The organism is Bacteroides sp. MSK.20.82, assembly GCF_019052485.1.
Classification (GTDB): domain Bacteria; phylum Bacteroidota; class Bacteroidia; order Bacteroidales; family Bacteroidaceae; genus Bacteroides; species Bacteroides thetaiotaomicron.
This window is the reverse complement of sequence record NZ_JAHQUN010000018.1, coordinates 11,706-30,020: the sequence shown is the minus strand read 5'-3', so window position 1 is coordinate 30,020 and position 18,315 is coordinate 11,706. Positions and strand designations below refer to the sequence as shown.

At 44.1% G+C, this 18,315-nt stretch carries 15 protein-coding genes; 6 read left to right on the top strand and 9 right to left on the bottom strand.

Translation table 11 applies throughout. The features are described 5' to 3' along the window. From KTR07_RS15470 to KTR07_RS15445, 6 genes are all read right to left on the bottom strand, one after another. A complete protein-coding gene (locus KTR07_RS15470; protein ID WP_217315456.1) occupies window positions 1-1,011 on the bottom strand; it encodes a glycosyltransferase in 1,011 nt (336 codons plus the stop codon). A 162-nt stretch (window positions 1,012-1,173) separates the two neighbouring features. Beyond that, on the bottom strand, window positions 1,174-3,213 hold the full coding sequence (locus KTR07_RS15465; RefSeq protein ID WP_117981579.1) for a glycosyltransferase family 2 protein: 2,040 nt from the start codon (window positions 3,211-3,213) through the stop codon (window positions 1,174-1,176). Between the two features lie 19 nt (window positions 3,214-3,232). Further along, window positions 3,233-3,976, bottom strand: a complete 744-nt coding sequence (locus KTR07_RS15460) for a tyrosine protein kinase (RefSeq protein WP_117981590.1) — start codon at window positions 3,974-3,976, stop codon at window positions 3,233-3,235. Window positions 3,977-4,016: 40 nt separating this feature from the next. Continuing rightward, a complete protein-coding gene (locus KTR07_RS15455) occupies window positions 4,017-4,991 on the bottom strand; it encodes a glycosyl transferase family 90 (RefSeq protein WP_117981578.1) in 975 nt (324 codons plus the stop codon). Between the two features lie 31 nt (window positions 4,992-5,022). Next, window positions 5,023-6,054 carry a glycosyltransferase family 9 protein gene (locus KTR07_RS15450; protein ID WP_048695952.1) on the bottom strand — a complete coding sequence of 344 codons (1,032 nt, stop codon included), beginning with the start codon at window positions 6,052-6,054 and terminating at the stop codon, window positions 5,023-5,025. Between the two features lie 3 nt (window positions 6,055-6,057). Beyond that, window positions 6,058-6,663 (bottom strand): DUF4254 domain-containing protein, encoded by a 606-nt coding sequence (locus KTR07_RS15445; protein WP_008767565.1) that lies wholly within the window; start codon window positions 6,661-6,663, stop codon window positions 6,058-6,060. Between the two features lie 117 nt (window positions 6,664-6,780). Here KTR07_RS15445 and pdxB point away from each other — a divergent pair, with 117 nt between their 5' ends. Beyond that, the gene (pdxB, locus tag KTR07_RS15440) at window positions 6,781-7,830 is read left to right on the top strand and encodes a 4-phosphoerythronate dehydrogenase PdxB (RefSeq protein WP_117981577.1); all 1,050 of its coding nucleotides are present in this window, start codon (window positions 6,781-6,783) and stop codon (window positions 7,828-7,830) included. Window positions 7,831-7,910: 80 nt separating this feature from the next. On the opposite strand, the gene purN is transcribed toward pdxB, so the two are convergent. Further along, the gene (purN, locus tag KTR07_RS15435) at window positions 7,911-8,534 is read right to left on the bottom strand and encodes a phosphoribosylglycinamide formyltransferase (protein ID WP_117981576.1); all 624 of its coding nucleotides are present in this window, start codon (window positions 8,532-8,534) and stop codon (window positions 7,911-7,913) included. 98 nt (window positions 8,535-8,632) lie between these two features. Here purN and KTR07_RS15430 point away from each other — a divergent pair, with 98 nt between their 5' ends. From KTR07_RS15430 to rnc, 3 genes are read left to right on the top strand one after another with little or no spacing between them, the layout of a single operon-like run. Continuing rightward, on the top strand, window positions 8,633-8,869 hold the full coding sequence (locus tag KTR07_RS15430) for an acyl carrier protein (RefSeq protein WP_004291965.1): 237 nt from the start codon (window positions 8,633-8,635) through the stop codon (window positions 8,867-8,869). Window positions 8,870-8,887: 18 nt separating this feature from the next. Then, window positions 8,888-10,150: a beta-ketoacyl-ACP synthase II gene (fabF, locus tag KTR07_RS15425; protein ID WP_008762962.1), complete on the top strand. Its 1,263-nt coding sequence runs from the start codon at window positions 8,888-8,890 to the stop codon at window positions 10,148-10,150. Further along, window positions 10,116-11,090 (top strand): ribonuclease III, encoded by a 975-nt coding sequence (rnc, locus tag KTR07_RS15420; protein WP_011108787.1) that lies wholly within the window; start codon window positions 10,116-10,118, stop codon window positions 11,088-11,090. The genes fabF and rnc overlap by 35 nt, the downstream gene beginning before the upstream one ends. 43 nt (window positions 11,091-11,133) lie before the next feature. Here the strand turns inward: rnc and KTR07_RS15415 are convergent, their stop codons facing one another. Continuing rightward, the gene (locus KTR07_RS15415; protein ID WP_008767561.1) at window positions 11,134-12,144 is read right to left on the bottom strand and encodes an ATP-dependent 6-phosphofructokinase; all 1,011 of its coding nucleotides are present in this window, start codon (window positions 12,142-12,144) and stop codon (window positions 11,134-11,136) included. A 137-nt stretch (window positions 12,145-12,281) separates the two neighbouring features. On the opposite strand from KTR07_RS15415, the gene KTR07_RS15410 reads away from it, so the two are divergent. Next, window positions 12,282-13,793 carry a GH3 auxin-responsive promoter family protein gene (locus KTR07_RS15410; RefSeq protein ID WP_117981575.1) on the top strand — a complete coding sequence of 504 codons (1,512 nt, stop codon included), beginning with the start codon at window positions 12,282-12,284 and terminating at the stop codon, window positions 13,791-13,793. Between the two features lie 206 nt (window positions 13,794-13,999). Here KTR07_RS15410 and mnmA read toward each other — a convergent pair whose 3' ends face one another. Then, window positions 14,000-15,133, bottom strand: a complete 1,134-nt coding sequence (gene mnmA / locus KTR07_RS15405; RefSeq protein WP_117981574.1) for a tRNA 2-thiouridine(34) synthase MnmA — start codon at window positions 15,131-15,133, stop codon at window positions 14,000-14,002. 52 nt (window positions 15,134-15,185) lie between these two features. On the opposite strand from mnmA, the gene KTR07_RS15400 reads away from it, so the two are divergent. Further along, window positions 15,186-18,269 (top strand): DEAD/DEAH box helicase, encoded by a 3,084-nt coding sequence (locus KTR07_RS15400; protein WP_117981573.1) that lies wholly within the window; start codon window positions 15,186-15,188, stop codon window positions 18,267-18,269. The last annotated feature ends 46 nt before the right edge of the window (window positions 18,270-18,315 follow it).

The following is an 18,315-nucleotide window of genomic DNA, read 5'->3' as shown; positions in this document are numbered from 1 at the left end:
CTAGTCAATCAACAATTTGTGCTTTCTCTTAAATATAGCACGATAACCACGATATAGCATCCTATAGAAGCCGAAGTGTTTACACATAAAATATCGTTTGATTGACATACTCGGGCCTAGTTGCCAAGGAGTAATATGACGATATTCACGCATTTTCAACATCGTTTCATCTATTATATCCTCAAAAGCCGGTGACGGAGGGCACAACAAAGTATGGTTAATCAAATGAATCCCCCTCTTAAGTACGCCAACGGAAGATTCACCTCCAAGTTCCGCATTCTGAATAAACTTATCCTGTTCATAAAGACTCAGGAAATAATGATATTCCTTTACCGGATCATAACCACCACGAGTAATGCTTTCATTCTTATGAATCATATAATGGTATTTAGAGACACAACTCAATACCACTTTCTGAGAGCTATAAAATACTTTATATAATACAGCTACGTCCTCATAAACCCGTCCGACAGGGAATGAAAGGCGGTCAAACAATTTACGTTTAAAGAGCTTCGCCCATAAATAGTTCTTTACCAAGTCATTCTTTACCAAAGCGCGTATGATTTCCTTTCTGGAAAAAACATACAGCTTACCCGTGTTGTTGATCATTTTAGAAGGTCTTCCCTCCTGCTCAAGAAGATAAGTACAAGCAGAAACATCTGCATCATGCTCTTGCATCAAGGTGTAAAGATACTGATACATATCATGATCAATCCAGTCATCACTGTCAACAAAGCCCAAGAGCTCTCCCGTAGCTGCAGCCAAACCGGCATTACGGGCAGCACTCACCCCACTATGAGGCAAATGAATAGTCTTAATGCGCTGATCCATACGCGCATACTCATCGCAGATACCAGAAGAGCCGTCGTCAGAACCATCATCAACTAAGATAATCTCAAGGTTCTTATAGGTCTGCTCCAGTATAGATTGCAGACAAGTCTTCAAATAGTCCTTTACATTATAAACAGGCACTATAAGACTAATCAATGGTCCAGAGATATTAGTATTCATATTATTCTACTTGTCAACTTTTTATTTTTACTGCAGCCCCTTCTATATAGAATGCTATATAACAAGGAATACTGCAAAACTACCCTCGATTTTAAATAAATTTCACACTTGTCTGTGATTCGATAATACAATCTAAACACTCTCAAATCAAACAATTACCTCTTATTTGCCATTTATACAGTATAATTCGTCTAGTTTCCAAAGTTCATTCAAAGATTTCCACTGTTTATCATTCAGGTTAGTTTTCCCATTATTTTTCTTTTGTAAGCTATTATTCTGTGTTTGAGGCAGCTCTATCGGCCGGGGATAGAATTCACCCCCTCCTGTCACCTTGACCCGCCTCTTTAATTCATTCGCTTTCAGCCATAAATCATCCGCAGACGGACAATGTTCACTGATTATTTTCCAGTCAAACAGCTCCTCTCCATACCAATGGGGAGGATAATAAATCCCGCCACATCCGATTGCCACATTCTGCAAAGAGCTATTCACCGGCATCGTAAACACTTTCGCCCACTTTCTATATACCGAAAAAGAATTTCCATCCATATGAATCTTCCGGATAACGTTTCCGCAAACTGTATCCGGATACTGATACGATAAGGAAAGCAAACGCTCAACCGTATTCCGGGGATAAATCAGATCATCATCCACTGTTATCACTTTACTATCCGGGTATTCACGGAAAACATAATGATACTTCTTATGTGAACGGAAATTCTCAGACACAAATCTGAATTCTATTCCTTTAGCCATCAACCTTTTAAGTTCTTCCGGCAGATCATTCAACCGCCCGGGGAACTCCTGTTCCGACAACCATACAATTATCTTTTCGGGCGGACAAGTCTGCCACAGAATCGATTTCAACATCAGATGAAGTTGAGAAATACGGGGAGGAAATGTCGTCAACGAGACAATGACTCCCGAATGGTTCGATAATGCCGGAGCATCAGTGTCCTGCTGATAAGCACGCACCACTTTATCATGATACTTTGCTCTTCTCCACCTGCAAGGCAAAGAATAGATATGTCGGTAGAATCCTCCTTTTTCCTTATAGGAAGTCAGCTTCTCTTCTTCCCGTGTATAGCGATCATAATAACTGTTCACCTTCACAAACTGACCTCTCAGTTCATCCTTTACAATGCCCAGAGAAGCCCATTGAACCTTTGCTCCACGAGTATGCTTTCGTATGTTCCGGTTCTTCTGGATAGATTCTTTCGTCTTATACCCTCTTGCATGATCCAAATGGAGGCATACGGTAGAGTAACGTATCTGCATACCATGAATTCCATAGTTCTCCAGACGTTCTCCAAATTCACGGTCTTGTCCACCGTACTGCATACGCTCATCAAAACCATTCACAGCCAGAATATCGCTTAGCCAACCGGAAGCGTTATGCCCGTTCCAGCTAGCTTTGGTAGGAGTAAAAGTATTTAATGCCCACCTTTTAAATCCTGTAGCAGTCAGTTTGTTATTTTTAAAAGAGGCAGGCATCCCTTTTCCTCTCATCCATTGCAGATCAAAACATCTGCCGGATAATATATCGTCCTTTGTAATATCTTTCGACAAATCCATACTCAACTTATGATATCCGCCGGACAGGAAACGTCCTTTACGGCGAAGACACAGGTGAGTTGAGACGAAGTCTTTACGTGGAATACAATCGCCATCACTGAAAAGCAGGTAATCTGCTTGCGCAGCCAGTATGCCTTTATTCAGAATATCACATTTACGGAATCCTTTATCTTCGTGCCATACATGCTTCACCTGAAAGGACAATTGCGGAGTTATCCTCTGCAACATATCATAAGTTTCTTTCCGCGAACCATCATCGGCAACAATCAATTCAAAGCTCTTAGTATCCTGGGCTTCATATCCCCACAACACCTTCTCCAGCCATTCAAGCTGGTTGCAGGTTGACAGTACGACCGACATCTGCAAAGAAGTAGTCTTCCGGCTAAAACGGATAATAGAATAATTGCACTCCATCTGTTCCCCAGCCCAATAAAGTTCTCTCGAAAGCTCCCTCCATCCGGCTAAGTCCACACGATCAGTGCCATCAATGTCTTCCTCCTTATGCAAACGAACCAGACATAATGTGTCCTCATCCTGATCTTCTTTCAAGTCAGCATGATGAGCAAGCAAGTAGTCGCGCACTTTTTCATCCGAACAAACAACATTATTTTCAAAAGCTACTATCATTAATATCCTCCTTTAGCCATTAAATATCTAACTGAAACCAAACCTGATGTCTGCGACGGTATCTGTTCCAGAATTTCTTTCTGTAATGCAGAATCAAACGCACACATTCTTCTTCATCCATCCCTCTCGAACGGGCATACTCTTTTCCCAACAAGATGAAGAAGGGCGTCTGCCCCCATAAACGGGCAAAATTCGCACAACCTTTCTTAATATCCACTTCACCAAAATGCATTCTGTTAATATCCACCAGTGAGAAATGATATTCCTCTCCTATCTTGTCATACAGGATATTTCCCGGCGAATAGTCCAAATGCAAAATTCCGGCTTCATGCAGACGCGCTGTAAATTCCGCAAAAGCGATCACTACATCTTCGCAGCTTTTTATATCCGCATTGCCAAACTGGCAAAAATTATATCGATAGGGAGATTGTACGCTCATAAAATATGAATGACCAATCAAACCCATTTTTGTCTCTTCTATATAGGCAATAGGACAAGGGGTTTCAAACCCTTTCTCCAACAGTTTCTCCGGATAGACAAAAGCCCGTTTCCCTTTCGAAGGGCGAAAGAAAGCATAAGCGATCCGGTTTATCAGCGGAGGTATCGTATACCGTTTCACATTAATATCCAATCCATCCACCGTGATCATCTTTATCAAATTTCGCCCGGAATGAATTACCGTTCCTATTGTCTCAAAATCTTTCGGAATACGTTCTACATATTCTCTCAGATATTCGTATTTGGGGTTAATCATTATTTTCATCTTACGAAAAAACAAGAATGGTCATACTTCTCTTCATCTCTCAACTCTTTTGCCCGGTCATCTTAAAATATTTATCCAACACAAGCAGTGATATCAAATTTTCTCTTCTCTTATCTTTAAATTGGGACACATATTCATGGGCATGATTGATGATCTCCAATGATTCATCTATATGCTCTATATAGTAATGCAACCGTTCCTCCAGATCAGAGAAATCCGGTTTTATTTCAATATAATGATAATTGGGAATAAGCGTGCCTTCCATAAACCATGTCTCACAGGTAGGCCGGGGCATCACTGCTATTGAATTTGATGACATCACCCATTTCAGGTTGCTGGCCACATCGATTCCTTCAAGAGCCATTATGAATTTATAATCCAAATGCTCATTAATCGTTTTCTTCTCCGTACGCCACTCTGCCGGATCAGTCGTATTTTTGCTGACATCTCCCAGATCGCACATCGGATGATGAAAATACATTTCCATAAAAAGCTTTCTGGAAGGTTTTCCTTTTACCTTTCCACGAAAGATTACCATATTTTTCTTCTCTGTAAAAGCCTTCTTGTCGTCCACAAATATAAAATGACGAACCTTATCCAGTTTCATCACAATCGAATTCACGTTATCATCTGTCAGCGGACGACTTTTCACAATAGAGGGATAGTCGGGAACAAATGTCACATCACCGGGACAAAAGCCCCACTGAAACTGATCGGAGAACCACCGGGTATACTGATAAGTATCAAAAAAATAAACTTTCTGTCTTCCTATTTTATGTTCTGAAAGGCGGGCAGCTGCTGTTGGCAGTTTCACTTCATCGGACAGTTTATTATAATAATCGACACGTTGCCTGATATATTCGTAGTCTTTACGCCGGGAGACAGAGACTAGTTTTGACCGCAATCTCATTTGAAAAAAGAACTTAGGTACCAACATCCTGAGCATATTTACCGAATAGTAAATGAACTTAGGATTCTTCCCGCTACGCAACTTATATAAAAGTTTATTCTTCATTCTTGTTCCATATCTCAGGAGTACCTGGCTCCTAATTGATTATTCCTTCAATCTTCGCTATCACCTGTTCGGGTTTTATTTCTCTCAGGCAGGCATAATCGCCCCGCCAGCATGGTTTCTGTCCGTATACGGAGCAGGGACGGCATGACAGGTCAAGCTGTACCGTATTGACCGGCAACTGTTTCCATCCCATAAACCCGGCATATGGATGAGTAGCTCCCCAGACAGAGATCACCGGAATGTTGACCAGCGAAGCCAGATGCATATTCGCCGAATCCATCGAGAGCATCACATCCAGATGACTCATTAGATTCAGTTCGGTACGCATATTCAACTTACCAATCATAGAAACGACGGTAGGATATTTCGCCACCCAACCATCGAATACTTCCTGTTCACTCTTGCCACCACCAAAAAGGAAAACCTTCACCTTCGGATCGGCAGCAAAATGGGCTACTACCTGCTCCTGCAATTCAATAGGGTATATCTTACCCATGTGTTTGGCAAATGGAGCTATACCAATCCATTTCAAATTATCTTTTGCGCCTGTGACAGGTTCTATCTCTGCAAAGTTCCCTTTTTCATCTCCATAAATCGAAGAAAAGTTCAACAATACAGGGAAACCCAGTTTCTCCAGCACATCGGCATAACGACGGAAAGAACTTTTCTGGTTCTCCAATACTTTATGCCGGCGGCGAACTAATTTTTCTTTTCCCACTCTACCTTTATAGATAGATGCCACAGGTATATTAGCCAGCCGGAACCTCAAACACAGGTATTTCGTACGAAGCACATGATGAAAATCTGCCACATAGTCGAAACTCTTTGCTTTCAGTTCCGAATAAAGGGTGTTCAACCCCCATAATCCTTTATGTTTACCCGTCAAGTCAGCACCGATAAAACTCACATTTGCAGGAAGTCCCTGAAAAAGCGGTTGCCACACAGCACGACTCAACACAGTAATTTCAAGTTGAGGATATTGTACTGCCAGCGAATGTACTACCGGTATCGTCATGGCTACATCGCCAAGAGCTGAGAAACGGATAATGAGAATACGCGCCATTCGTTATTTTTTCGCATAAAGTACCGGATTCAGCGCCGGGTCATTATACATCTTCATCTGTTTATATACTTTCATATACTTCTTCCCTGCCTCAATATCAGCCAACAGCTGATCGATAGCCGAAGAAAGGTCTTTCCGTTGTTCCAGCAGAATATCCAGTTTCACCTGGCATTGTGCACGATGTTCTTCCGTCGTATCCGTACGCTCCACTTCCTGCTGCATGTGGTAAATTTTCAATGCAAGAATAGAGAGACGGTCTACTGCCCAGGCAGGACTTTCCGTATTGATGGTAGCATCTGCCAGCGGCTTTACATCCTTATATCGATCAAGAAAATAGCTGTCGATCAGCTCCACCAGATCCGTACGGTCCTGATTGGATTTATCGATTCTTCTCTTTAAAGCTACGGCTGCCACCGGATCAATATGCGGGTCACGGATAATATCTTCGAAATGCCATTGTACGGCATCAATCCAGTTTTTCAGATACAAATAATACTCTATCGACTTCAACTCGTAAGGATTGTTCATCGGCGCATCTACACTGTCCGTCACATGGTAATCTGTCGTCGATTTCCAAAAAATATCATTGCAAAGGTTACTAAATGTCATAATCTTAACTAGCTAATAGATGTATAATAGGACAAAGCTATGTAATATTTTTCAGACAAGCAACCGTTTCTTACTTTTTTATTTCTTACCTTTGTCTGAGTAAAAAAGGAATTGTATATGAAAATTATTATAGATGATAAGATACCTTATATAAAAGAGGCAGCAGAGAAAATTGCCGAAGAGGTAATCTACGCACCGGGAAAGGATTTTACACGGGAACTGGTACAGGATGCGGACGCACTCATCATCCGAACCCGCACTCACTGCAACCGCGAATTGCTGGAAGGCAGCAAAGTAAAATTTATCGCCACAGCAACCATCGGATTTGACCATATCGACACTGAATACTGCAAACAGGCAGGTATCGAGTGGGCGAATGCCCCGGGATGCAATTCCGCCTCGGTGGCTCAGTATATACAATCCTCTCTTCTGATCTGGAAATCTCTTCGGAATAAAAAGCCGGGCGAACTGACGATCGGCATTATCGGTGTAGGTAATGTAGGAAGCAAGGTGGCCAAAGTCGCACAGGATTTCGGTATGCGTGTACTACTGAACGACTTGCCAAGAGAAGAGAAAGAAGGAAACATCGCCTTCACCTCACTAGAGAAAATAGCCGAAGAATGTGATATCATCACCTTTCACGTACCTTTATATAAGGAAGGGAAATATAAAACATACCATCTGGCAGACGGAAATTTCTTCCGGTCTCTCCAACGGAGGCCTGTTGTCATCAACACTTCAAGAGGAGAAGTGATCGAAACAAACGCCCTGCTGGAAGCCATCAACAACGGTACAATCTCGGACGCAGTAATCGACGTATGGGAACATGAACCGGAAATTAACCGTGAATTATTAGAAAAGGTACTGATAGGCACCCCGCATATCGCCGGATACTCCGCCGACGGAAAAGCAAATGCCACCCGAATGTCGCTGGACTCCATCTGCCGTTTCTTCCACCTAGGCGCAACTTATGAAATCACCCCGCCCGCCCCATCTTCGTCTCTTATCGAAGCAAAAGACCATGAAGAAGCTCTGCTGAAAATGTACAATCCCATCGAAGACAGCAACCGATTAAAATCCCATCCGGAACTATTCGAAACCTTACGGGGAGATTACCCGTTGAGGAGAGAAGCAAAGGCGTATATGCAGGTAATAAGTAATAGGTAATAGGTAATAACCATGCGGATATCTACCGAACGGGTACGGCACCAAAGTAACTACGATTATTACTTATTACCTATTACTTATTACTTATTACCTATTACTTCTTCTACAATATGTGGAAAATGCTCATACTCCAGAGCGTGTACTTTTTTAGCCACCTCTTCGGGTGAGTCATCGGGAAGTACGGGGCAGGTGGCTTGGAAGATGATGTTTCCTTCGTCGTAGTGCTCATTAATATAATGTATAGTAATGCCAGTTTCTTTTTCGCCCGCAGCTACTACGGCTTGGTGAACTTTGTCGCCGTACATACCTTTTCCGCCGAACTTGGGCAGGAGAGCAGGATGTATATTTATGATTTTATCGGGATAAGCATGCAAAAGCAAATCCGGCACGCGGACAAGGAAACCTGCCAGCACGATAAAGTCAATACGATATTCCTGCAAAATAGCCAGAATTTCATCTCCGGCTATCCAGTCCTCCTTTGGAAACACGTTACAGGGCACTTTCAAACGATGCGCACGTTCCAAAACGTAGGCATCACTTTTATTAGAAAGTACTAACGACACCTCAACGGAGTCACTCTTTTGGAAATACCGGATTATATTCTCGGCATTTGAGCCGGAACCGGAAGCGAAAATGGCGATGTTTTTCTTCATTATACTCGAATTCAATGCACAAAACAGTGAAAAATGTGCAAAAGACTGCATTTATTTAGTCAAATATTTGCGCAAAACGATAAATATTCATTCCTTTGCACCGCAAATTTAAAGAAATAAAACTAATTATTAATTAAAAACTTAAAGTTATGTCTGAAATTGCATCAAGAGTAAAAGCGATTATCGTTGATAAATTAGGCGTAGAAGAATCAGAAGTTACTAACGAAGCAAGCTTCACTAACGACCTGGGAGCAGATTCTCTTGACACTGTAGAACTTATCATGGAATTCGAAAAAGAATTCGGTATCTCTATTCCTGATGACCAAGCAGAAAAGATTGGTACTGTAGGTGATGCTGTATCTTATATCGAAGAACACGCTAAGTAATTATCCGATTTCATCAATATGGAATTAAAAAGAGTGGTAGTAACAGGCCTTGGCGCCATTACTCCTGTTGGCAATGATGTACCCGAATTCTGGGAAAATCTAGTGAACGGGGTTAGTGGAGCAGGGCCTATTACTCATTTTGATGCGTCGCAATTCAAGACCCAGTTTGCATGCGAAGTGAAAAACTTCGATGTAACTAAATATATCGACCGTAAAGAGGCAAGAAAGATGGACTTATACACTCAGTATGCTGTCGCTGTTGCCAAAGAAGCGGTATCGGACTCCGGTCTTGACGTCGAAAAAGAAGATTTGAACAGAATCGGTGTTATTTTTGGCGCCGGTATCGGTGGTATACATACATTCGAGGAAGAAGTAGGCAACTACTACACTCATCAGGAAATAGGTCCCAAGTTCAATCCGTTCTTCATCCCGAAGATGATCTCGGATATTGCTGCCGGACAAATTTCTATCATGTATGGCTTCCATGGTCCTAACTACGCGACTTGTTCAGCATGTGCTACTTCTACCAATGCCATTGCGGATGCCTTCAACCTGATTCGTCTGGGTAAAGCAAACGTAATCGTATCCGGTGGTTCGGAAGCAGCCATCTTCCCTGCAGGCGTAGGCGGTTTCAACGCTATGCATGCTCTGTCAACACGCAACGATGAGCCGAGTAAGGCTTCACGTCCATTCAGCGCAAGCCGTGACGGCTTCATCATGGGCGAAGGTGGCGGTTGCCTGATCCTGGAAGAACTGGAACACGCTAAGGCCCGTGGTGCGAAAATCTATGCAGAAGTTGCCGGTGTAGGTATGTCTGCAGATGCTCATCACCTGACAGCTTCCCATCCGGAAGGTCTTGGTGCCAAACTGGTAATGCTGAACGCTCTGGAAGATGCAGAAATGGATCCGAAAGAAGTAGATTACATCAACGTTCACGGAACATCTACTCCGGTAGGTGATATTTCTGAAGCGAAAGCAATTAAGGAAGTATTCGGTGATCACGCATACGAACTGAACATCAGTTCTACAAAATCAATGACTGGTCACTTGCTGGGAGCTGCCGGTGCGGTAGAATCTATCGCAAGCATCCTTGCCATCAAGAACGGCATTGTTCCTCCGACTATCAACCACGAAGAAGGTGACAACGACGAGAACATTGACTACGACCTTAATTTCACGTTCAACAAAGCTCAGAAACGTGAGGTTAATGTTGCCCTGTCCAATACATTTGGATTCGGTGGTCACAATGCGTGCGTTATCTTCAAGAAATACGCTGAGTAAAATCGTGTTACGTAACCAAATAGATAAGATAAGACTCCTGTTCCGCAAAGACAGAGAGTCTTATCTTTGTTTTTACCGGATACTCGGATTTTATCCGCACAATATCCAGATCTACGAACAAGCGCTCCTGCATAAGTCATCTGCCGTCCGCTCCGAGAAGGGACGTCCGCTGAACAACGAGCGACTGGAGTTTTTGGGTGACGCCATACTCGACGCCATCGTAGGAGATATTGTCTATAAACGTTTCGAAGGAAAACGGGAAGGTTTCCTGACAAACACACGTTCCAAGATCGTACAACGAGAGACTTTGAACAAGTTAGCCGTGGAGATCGGCCTGGACAAACTTATCAAATATTCTACCCGCTCCTCTTCTCACAACAGTTATATGTACGGGAATGCTTTCGAAGCATTTATCGGAGCCATTTATCTGGATCAGGGGTATGAACGTTGCAAGCAGTTTATGGAGCAGCGAATCATCAACCGTTATATTGATCTGGACAAAATCTCCCGCAAAGAGGTCAACTTCAAGTCCAAGCTTATCGAATGGAGCCAGAAGAACAAGATGGAGGTTTCCTTTGAGTTGATTGAGCAGTTCCTCGACCATGACAGTAATCCCGTTTTCCAGACAGAGGTTCGCATCGAAGGGCTTCCTGCCGGAACTGGTACGGGCTATTCCAAAAAAGAATCTCAGCAGAATGCCGCGCAAATGGCTATCAAGAAGGTAAAAGACCAGACATTCATGGATACAGTCAATGAAGCGAAGTCGCAGCATTCGAAGCCGTCAGAAGTGGAAACAGAGTCGGTCGAACCTGAATTGACTGAGTCGGAAACCATGGAACCGGATACTTTGGAGACCGAAGCACCGGAAGCGGAAACGACTGCAGACAAAGTCGAAACGACTGTTAATGAGGTCGAAGCAACAGAAACTGAGAAGGAATGACGACTCCAACTACCATCCTAACGACAAAAGAGTAAATTATAAGTTAACCGAAACAAATCCCCATGCGGCGGCCCTGAATCACTAAATCGTGATCTTCAGTTACCAACTTCAATTTACCGGCAACTTCTTCAAGAGGGATAGACGAAATGTCATCTCCTTTTAAAGCAATCATACGCCCGAATTGCCCATTGGCAATCAATTCTGTCGCGTGTCCTCCCATGCGGGTAGACAGATTACGGTCGAAAGGAGTAGGCGAACCACCACGCTGAATATATCCCAATACGGTTTCACGTGTTTCGATACCCGTTTCATATTCTATTTCCTGTGCGATGTATTCCGCGGCACGTTTCCGGCCATCCGTCAGGATGCCTTCTGCCACCACTACGATGGAATAGGGTTTGCCTTTTTTCAGCCTTTCGAGGATTGTATTTCCTATATTCTTGATGTTGTAAGGGATTTCGGGGACAAGAATGACGTCGCCGCCACCCGCCATGCCCGAATACAGGGCAATCCAGCCGGCTTTATGCCCCATCACTTCAATAACCATCACCCTTTTGTGCGAGCTGGCGGTAGAATGCAAGCGGTCGATGGCATCCGTAGCGATGCTCACGGCGGAGTCAAATCCAAAGGAAATATCCGTTCCCCAAATATCATTATCAATGGTTTTGGGGACCGATACGATGTTGACGCCCATTGCGGCAAATTTAGCGGCAGTTTTCTGCGTTCCGTTTCCTCCGATGCAGACGACACAATCCAGTCCCATTTCCTGAATATTCTGAAGAATCAGTGCCGGCTTGTCGACATCCGAGACGACGCCTCCTTTTTTAAAAGGTTTCTCGCGCGAAGTACCCAGCATTGTACCCCCTTGGTTCAACAATCCGGATAAGGATTTATCAGTAAAGGATTCTATGTCTTTTGTCAGCAAACCTTGAAAACCACTATGAATTCCTATTACTTCCATCCCATAGTGATTGATGGCAGTTTTGCACACGCCACGAATAGTGGCATTTATACCGGGGCAGTCTCCTCCGGAAGTCAGGATTCCAATTCTCATTGTCGTTTTTTTTAGTCAGAAACTCGGGATTCAAGAAAAGTCGCCAAATTTTAACGATTATTTCCGTCGTAAAGATAGAAAAAAAAGATAAATAAGGTTACTTTTGCACGACTAAACATTATTATGTTAAAGCAGAAATGAATATTACAAAGATTATTAGTAAGACTTTCGATTCCCGTTTAAAACAAATAGACCTTTATGCTAGTCAGGCTAGTGAGATACAGCACCGTGTGCTGAGTCGCTTAGTGAACCAAGCTGCACAGACAGAGTGGGGAAAAAAGTACGACTACGCCTCCATCCGTAGCTATGAGGATTTCAGAAACCGCCTTCCAATACAGACTTATGAGGAAATAAAGCCTTATGTAGAACGCTTGCGGGCGGGGGAACAGAATCTGCTTTGGCCATCGGAAATACGCTGGTTTGCCAAATCATCCGGAACGACCAATGATAAAAGCAAATTCCTGCCTGTCAGCAAAGAAGCTCTGGAAGACATTCACTATAGAGGCGGTAAAGATGCTGCGGCACTCTATTTCCGCATCAATCCGGACAGTCACTTTTTCTCGGGAAAAGGGTTGATTCTGGGAGGCAGCCATAGTCCGAACCTCAACTCCAACCATAGTTTGGTGGGAGACTTGTCGGCGATTCTGATTCAGAACGTCAATCCGTTAATCAATTTCATTCGTGTGCCGAGCAAGAAAATCGCTTTGATGAGCGAATGGGAAACCAAGATAGAAGCGATAGCCAACAGTACTATTCCGGTCAATGTGACCAGTTTGTCCGGTGTGCCCTCGTGGATGCTGGTACTTATCAAGCGTATTCTCGAAAAGACCGGCAAACAAACACTGGAGGAAGTGTGGCCGAATCTGGAAGTATTCTTCCACGGCGGAGTGGCTTTCACCCCTTATCGTGAGCAGTACAAACAGGTGATTCACTCAAAGATGATGCATTATGTAGAGACCTACAACGCTTCCGAAGGATACTTTGGTACGCAGAACGATCTTTCGGACCCTGCCATGTTGCTGATGATCGACTACGGTATTTTCTACGAGTTCGTTCCGCTGGAAGAAGTTGATAAGGAAAATCCACGTGCTTACTGCCTCGAAGAGGTGGAACTTAACAAGAATTACGCAATGGTGATTTCTACGTCCTGCGGATTGTGGCGATACATGATCGGTGATACGGTGAAGTTTACCAGCAAGAACCCATATAAGTTCGTCATCACAGGACGTACGAAGCATTTCATCAATGCTTTTGGAGAAGAACTGATTGTAGATAATGCCGAAAAAGGCCTGGCTAAAGCTTGTGCCGAGACGGGAGCGCAGGTTTGCGAATACTCTGCAGCACCGGTATTTATGGACGAACACGCCAAATGCCGTCATCAATGGCTGATAGAATTTGCCAAGATGCCGGATTCCGTAGAGAAATTTGCCGCAATACTTGATGCTACATTGAAAGAAGTAAATTCAGACTATGAGGCGAAGCGTTGGAAAGATATTGCTCTGCAACCACTGGAAGTCATCGTTGCGCGTCCGGGATTGTTCCATGACTGGCTGGCAAGGAAGGGAAAATTAGGTGGACAGCACAAAGTGCCCAGATTAAGCAATACACGCGAATATATAGAGTCAATGCTGGTGCTGAACAACGAATAAAGTTATCCGAACAAATTAAATCATTATATGACAGAAAGTATCCTACAGTGTACATAATATGCACTGTGGGACTTTTTTGTATTACCAGCTTGCAACTGGTATCTACAACGCTATAAGCAAAAAATAAAGAATAAGATGAGTCGATTCTGTTGCAGATGGCAGATGATTTTTACTTTTTCAAACTTTATAGGAGACTGAAGCAATGATTATTCTACAATGATTCCACCGCCTAGCAACAAACCATCTTTATAGAAGGCAGCAGCCTGCCCGGATGCGATTGCCGTCAACGGTTCGTGAAGTTGTACATGCAGGAAATTATCTAGTGTAACTGTCACGGTACAATGATTTTCCTGTTTCCGATAGCGAATCTTCACAATGATATCCGCATGCCCTAACAAACGTTCCCGATTAACAATATTCCAATCTTTAAGTAACATCTCTGTTTTCTCCAAAGCCTGTAGGGAAGCGAGTACTACTTCATTCTTTTCCGGGCGAATTTCCTTCACAAAGACGGCACGATTCAAATGAATGCCCAAGCCACGCCGTTGTCCGACGGTATAAAAAGGATAGCCCTCGTGCCAGGCTATAAAATCTCCCTTTTCATCGACGAATCGTCCACGTCTGACCTCCGCTGACCAAGTCTGACCTGCACTGACCTGGGGCTGACCTACGCTGACCTGCGGCTGACAATTGCTGACCTGTGGCTGACAATTGCTGACCAACCACTTTTTCAGAAAGCTTCGATAATCCATCGGGCAAAAGCAAACGCCCAGACTGTCCCTTTTCACCGCCACTTTCTGAAATCCCCGTTCAGCAGCAAAGGCACGTGCTTCCACTTTGGTAATATCTCCCATCGGAAGCAACATTCTCCGAAGAATATCCTGTTTGAGTCCCCATAAGAAAAAGGTCTGATCCTTGTCCGAATCGGCAGCGTAAGTTATATAATAGGTATCATCCACCTTTACTTTCCGGACATAATGCCCTGTAGCAATATAAAAAATCCCCATTTCATCGGCAATTTTGGAAAGAAGGGGCCATTTCAGATAGTTATTGCACAATGTGCAAGGCACAGGAGTATGCCCCACCATATATTCACGCACAAAATATTCGATGATCTGTTCGCGGAATATCTCACGGGCATCATACGTGATATGACGGATTCCCAAACGCTCTGCCAGATGGCGGGCATCTTCCAGATATTCGGTCGAGTCGTTCAACTCATAGAAACGGAAAGTAACTCCGGTCACCTCATATCCGGCTTCCAGCAATCGCATGGCAGCTACGGAACTGTCCGTACCACCGCTCATTCCTAACAATACTCGTTTGTTTTCTTCCATCATGCTGCAAAATTAAGGATTTTCCCGTATCTTTGTTTGTTAAAGCCTAAAGAGAATGGAAGAGAAAGCAAATACCGGACAAGTTATCATCGTTTTAACCGAACATCTGACGTTCGGCACACTACTGATTCCTTATATGGCAGAGAAATCTGACGACGGTACATACCAACTCATTGAACAGGCTTTTCACGCTTCACCCGAAGCAATCAGCCGGATGAACGAGGCCGAACAACAAGCTATCGACATCGCCTCTCATTATACAGAGAAATATCTGATGGGGATCTATTCGCGTGAGAAAACAGTATCCCGTTTTCTGCGCAAATTATCCGAAGATCCGGAGCGGGTAAAGAATAATATCCGCCCATTCATCGAGAAAAAAATGCAGGAGATGCTGACATTGATACGCCATCATAATCTTCCTCTGTATCAGAAACAGGTCGGAAGCAAACTGCTATATGCGCATCATGCCTATCATGTGCATCCTCATGACGTGGAAATCCGTTTTACGTTTCTTGCCGATGAGACCAATTTCCGCTACCAACTGCAATGCTATTATGACGGGCAGCCGCTCTCATTAAGTGAGCAGAAGCCTGTTATCGTGCTGACCTCCTCACCGTCTGCCCTCTTACTGGGAATGGAGCTGTACTTCTTTCCGCATATTGAGAGCGTACGCATTCTGCCCTTTACCAAGAAAAAGAAAATCAGCGTCCCTGCCTCCCAAATCGAGAAATACATTGATAACATCGTCATTCCGATAGCACGCTATCATGAAATCACGACTCAGGGACTGAATATCATTGAAGAGACGTATGCCTGCGAAGCTGTCCTGTCTCTTGAAGATACCATTTACGACGAACAGATGTTGCGGCTTAGCTTCCGTTATGGAGACCAGTCATTTACTCCCGACACCGTGACCGAAATGAAGAAGATCATTTACCGAAACGATTTCGGCGAGATATTCTTCTTCCGTCGGGATAGCGATGCCGAAGAAGAGAAGCTCCGGATGTTAACGGATTCCGGCTTGCAACGAGTCAGCGACGTTCATTTCAAGCTGTCGCCCGATGCTTCCGAAAAGACAATTACCGAATGGATCAGTGCATATCGGGAGATGCTCCAACAGTCTTTTCTGCTGACAGGAAACATGGGGAATACCCCTTACTGTCTGGACGAAATCCACATCGAACAGAGTTGTGATGATGAGCCCGACTGGTTTGAGTTACATATCACAGTAGTCATCGGCAATCTGCGAATCCCTTTCTCACGCTTCCGCAAGCACATCCTTGAAGAGAAAAGAGAATTTCTGTTACCGGACGGACGCATGATTCTTTTACCGGAAGAATGGTTCAGCAAATATGGAAACCTGTTGGAACTGGGCACTCAAACGGAGACGGGGATTCGTCTGAAACCGACCTTTGTCGGTGCCGTACAATCAGCTTTAGAAGAAAACGGGCCTAAAAACCTGCTTTTCAAGAGAGAGATACGTAATATTCCTGTTCCCCAAGGACTGAATGCGAAACTACGACCCTATCAGCAGAAAGGATTCTCATGGATGGTACAGCTGAACAAGCAAGGATTCGGCGGCTGCCTGGCAGATGATATGGGACTTGGAAAGACACTTCAGACCCTGACGCTACTGCAATATATATACAAACCGCTTTCTCCCGATGCGGTCACTGCTCCTATAAAGCCCGTATTTACAGAAAGTACAGCTTCCGACAATCAGCCGGACAAGGAATGTACTGCCAGCAATCCTCCCGCCAGAGAGCAGATAGCAGATGCCGAAGGACAGTTCTCCTTATTTTCGTTCTCCTCCGAAGATGAACTGCTGCCGGACACACGGGAAATCAGAGAGAAAAATAAACCGAAAGGAAATGATCATAGACAGGAACACGGAAAGAACTCCCGTAAGCCTGCCACTTTGATCGTTGTCCCCACTTCCCTGCTCCACAACTGGCGAAGAGAGGCTAAACGCTTCACGACTCTTGCGATAGCGGAATATAACAGCAACACCGCGTTTCCCAAAGGACATCCGGAGAAGTTCTTCAATCATTTCCATCTGATATTCACGACTTATGGGATGATGAGGAATAACATTGATATTCTCCGCTCCTACACATTCGAATACATCGTACTTGATGAGAGTCAGAATATCAAGAACAATGATTCCCTTACTTTCCGTTCGGTCATCCAGTTGCAAGGCAAGCACCGGATTGCACTTACCGGCACGCCTATCGAGAACTCTCTCAAAGATTTGTGGGCACAGTTCCGTTTTCTGCAACCGGACCTGTTAGGAGAAGAAAGCACTTTTCATAAGCAGTTTATCATTCCGATCCGGCAAGGAAACGTCCGTATGGAGAAAAGGCTGCAACAGATCATCGCTCCGTTTATCCTTCGCAGAAGCAAAAGCGAGGTAGCGCCGGAACTTCCCCCGCTTACCGAAGAAACGATCTATTGCGCCATGTCCGAAAAGCAGGGTGAGAGCTACGAACAGGAGAAAAACAGCCTCCGCAACATATTACTCCAGCAACCCGAAAACAAAGACAGATACCATATGTTCAGCATCCTGAACGGTATCCTGCGTCTCCGTCAACTGGCTTGCCATCCGCAGCTTATCTTTCCCGACTTCGACGGGGTATCGGGAAAAACGGAACAAATCATCGATACCTTTGACACACTAAGAAGTGAAGGACATAAGGTACTTATCTTTTCTTCCTTTGTCCGGCATTTGGAGATACTTGCCGAAGTATTCCGCCAACGGGGCTGGAAGTATGCTCTGCTGACCGGTTCCACCAACAACCGACCTTCCGAAATCGCCCATTTCACCGAACAAAAGGATGTGCAGGCATTCCTTATTTCTTTGAAAGCAGGAGGAGTCGGCCTTAACCTTACACAAGCCGATTATGTATTTATCATCGATCCCTGGTGGAATCCTGCAGCCGAGTCACAAGCCATCGCCCGTGCACATCGTATCGGTCAGGATAAACAGGTTATCGCCTATCGTTTTATTACTCAGAACAGTATCGAGGAAAAGATTCTCCAATTACAGGAGGACAAGAGGAGACTGGCGGAAACGTTTATTATGGATAGTGAGGCACTGCCTGCACTGAGCAATGAGCAGTGGGCGGATCTGCTGAAATAAAGATCTGACAGGGTTTGCGGTTCGATAGGAAGGACAAAGAAAGATC

What these genes read in the sequence shown, in the direction of transcription:
- KTR07_RS15470 (WP_217315456.1), bottom strand. Translation starts at nt 1,011, where the DNA reads ATGAATACTAATATCTCTGGACCATTGATTAGTCTTATAGTGCCTGTT.
- KTR07_RS15465 (WP_117981579.1), bottom strand. Translation starts at nt 3,213, where the DNA reads ATGATAGTAGCTTTTGAAAATAATGTTGTTTGTTCGGATGAAAAAGTG.
- KTR07_RS15460 (WP_117981590.1), bottom strand. Translation starts at nt 3,976, where the DNA reads ATGAAAATAATGATTAACCCCAAATACGAATATCTGAGAGAATATGTA.
- KTR07_RS15455 (WP_117981578.1), bottom strand. Translation starts at nt 4,991, where the DNA reads ATGAAGAATAAACTTTTATATAAGTTGCGTAGCGGGAAGAATCCTAAG.
- KTR07_RS15450 (WP_048695952.1), bottom strand. Translation starts at nt 6,054, where the DNA reads ATGGCGCGTATTCTCATTATCCGTTTCTCAGCTCTTGGCGATGTAGCC.
- KTR07_RS15445 (WP_008767565.1), bottom strand. Translation starts at nt 6,663, where the DNA reads ATGACATTTAGTAACCTTTGCAATGATATTTTTTGGAAATCGACGACA.
- pdxB (WP_117981577.1), top strand. Translation starts at nt 6,781, where the DNA reads ATGAAAATTATTATAGATGATAAGATACCTTATATAAAAGAGGCAGCA.
- purN (WP_117981576.1), bottom strand. Translation starts at nt 8,534, where the DNA reads ATGCAGTCTTTTGCACATTTTTCACTGTTTTGTGCATTGAATTCGAGT.
- KTR07_RS15430 (WP_004291965.1), top strand. Translation starts at nt 8,633, where the DNA reads ATGTCTGAAATTGCATCAAGAGTAAAAGCGATTATCGTTGATAAATTA.
- fabF (WP_008762962.1), top strand. Translation starts at nt 8,888, where the DNA reads ATGGAATTAAAAAGAGTGGTAGTAACAGGCCTTGGCGCCATTACTCCT.
- rnc (WP_011108787.1), top strand. Translation starts at nt 10,116, where the DNA reads ATGCGTGCGTTATCTTCAAGAAATACGCTGAGTAAAATCGTGTTACGT.
- KTR07_RS15415 (WP_008767561.1), bottom strand. Translation starts at nt 12,144, where the DNA reads ATGAGAATTGGAATCCTGACTTCCGGAGGAGACTGCCCCGGTATAAAT.
- KTR07_RS15410 (WP_117981575.1), top strand. Translation starts at nt 12,282, where the DNA reads ATGAATATTACAAAGATTATTAGTAAGACTTTCGATTCCCGTTTAAAA.
- mnmA (WP_117981574.1), bottom strand. Translation starts at nt 15,133, where the DNA reads ATGATGGAAGAAAACAAACGAGTATTGTTAGGAATGAGCGGTGGTACG.
- KTR07_RS15400 (WP_117981573.1), top strand. Translation starts at nt 15,186, where the DNA reads ATGGAAGAGAAAGCAAATACCGGACAAGTTATCATCGTTTTAACCGAA.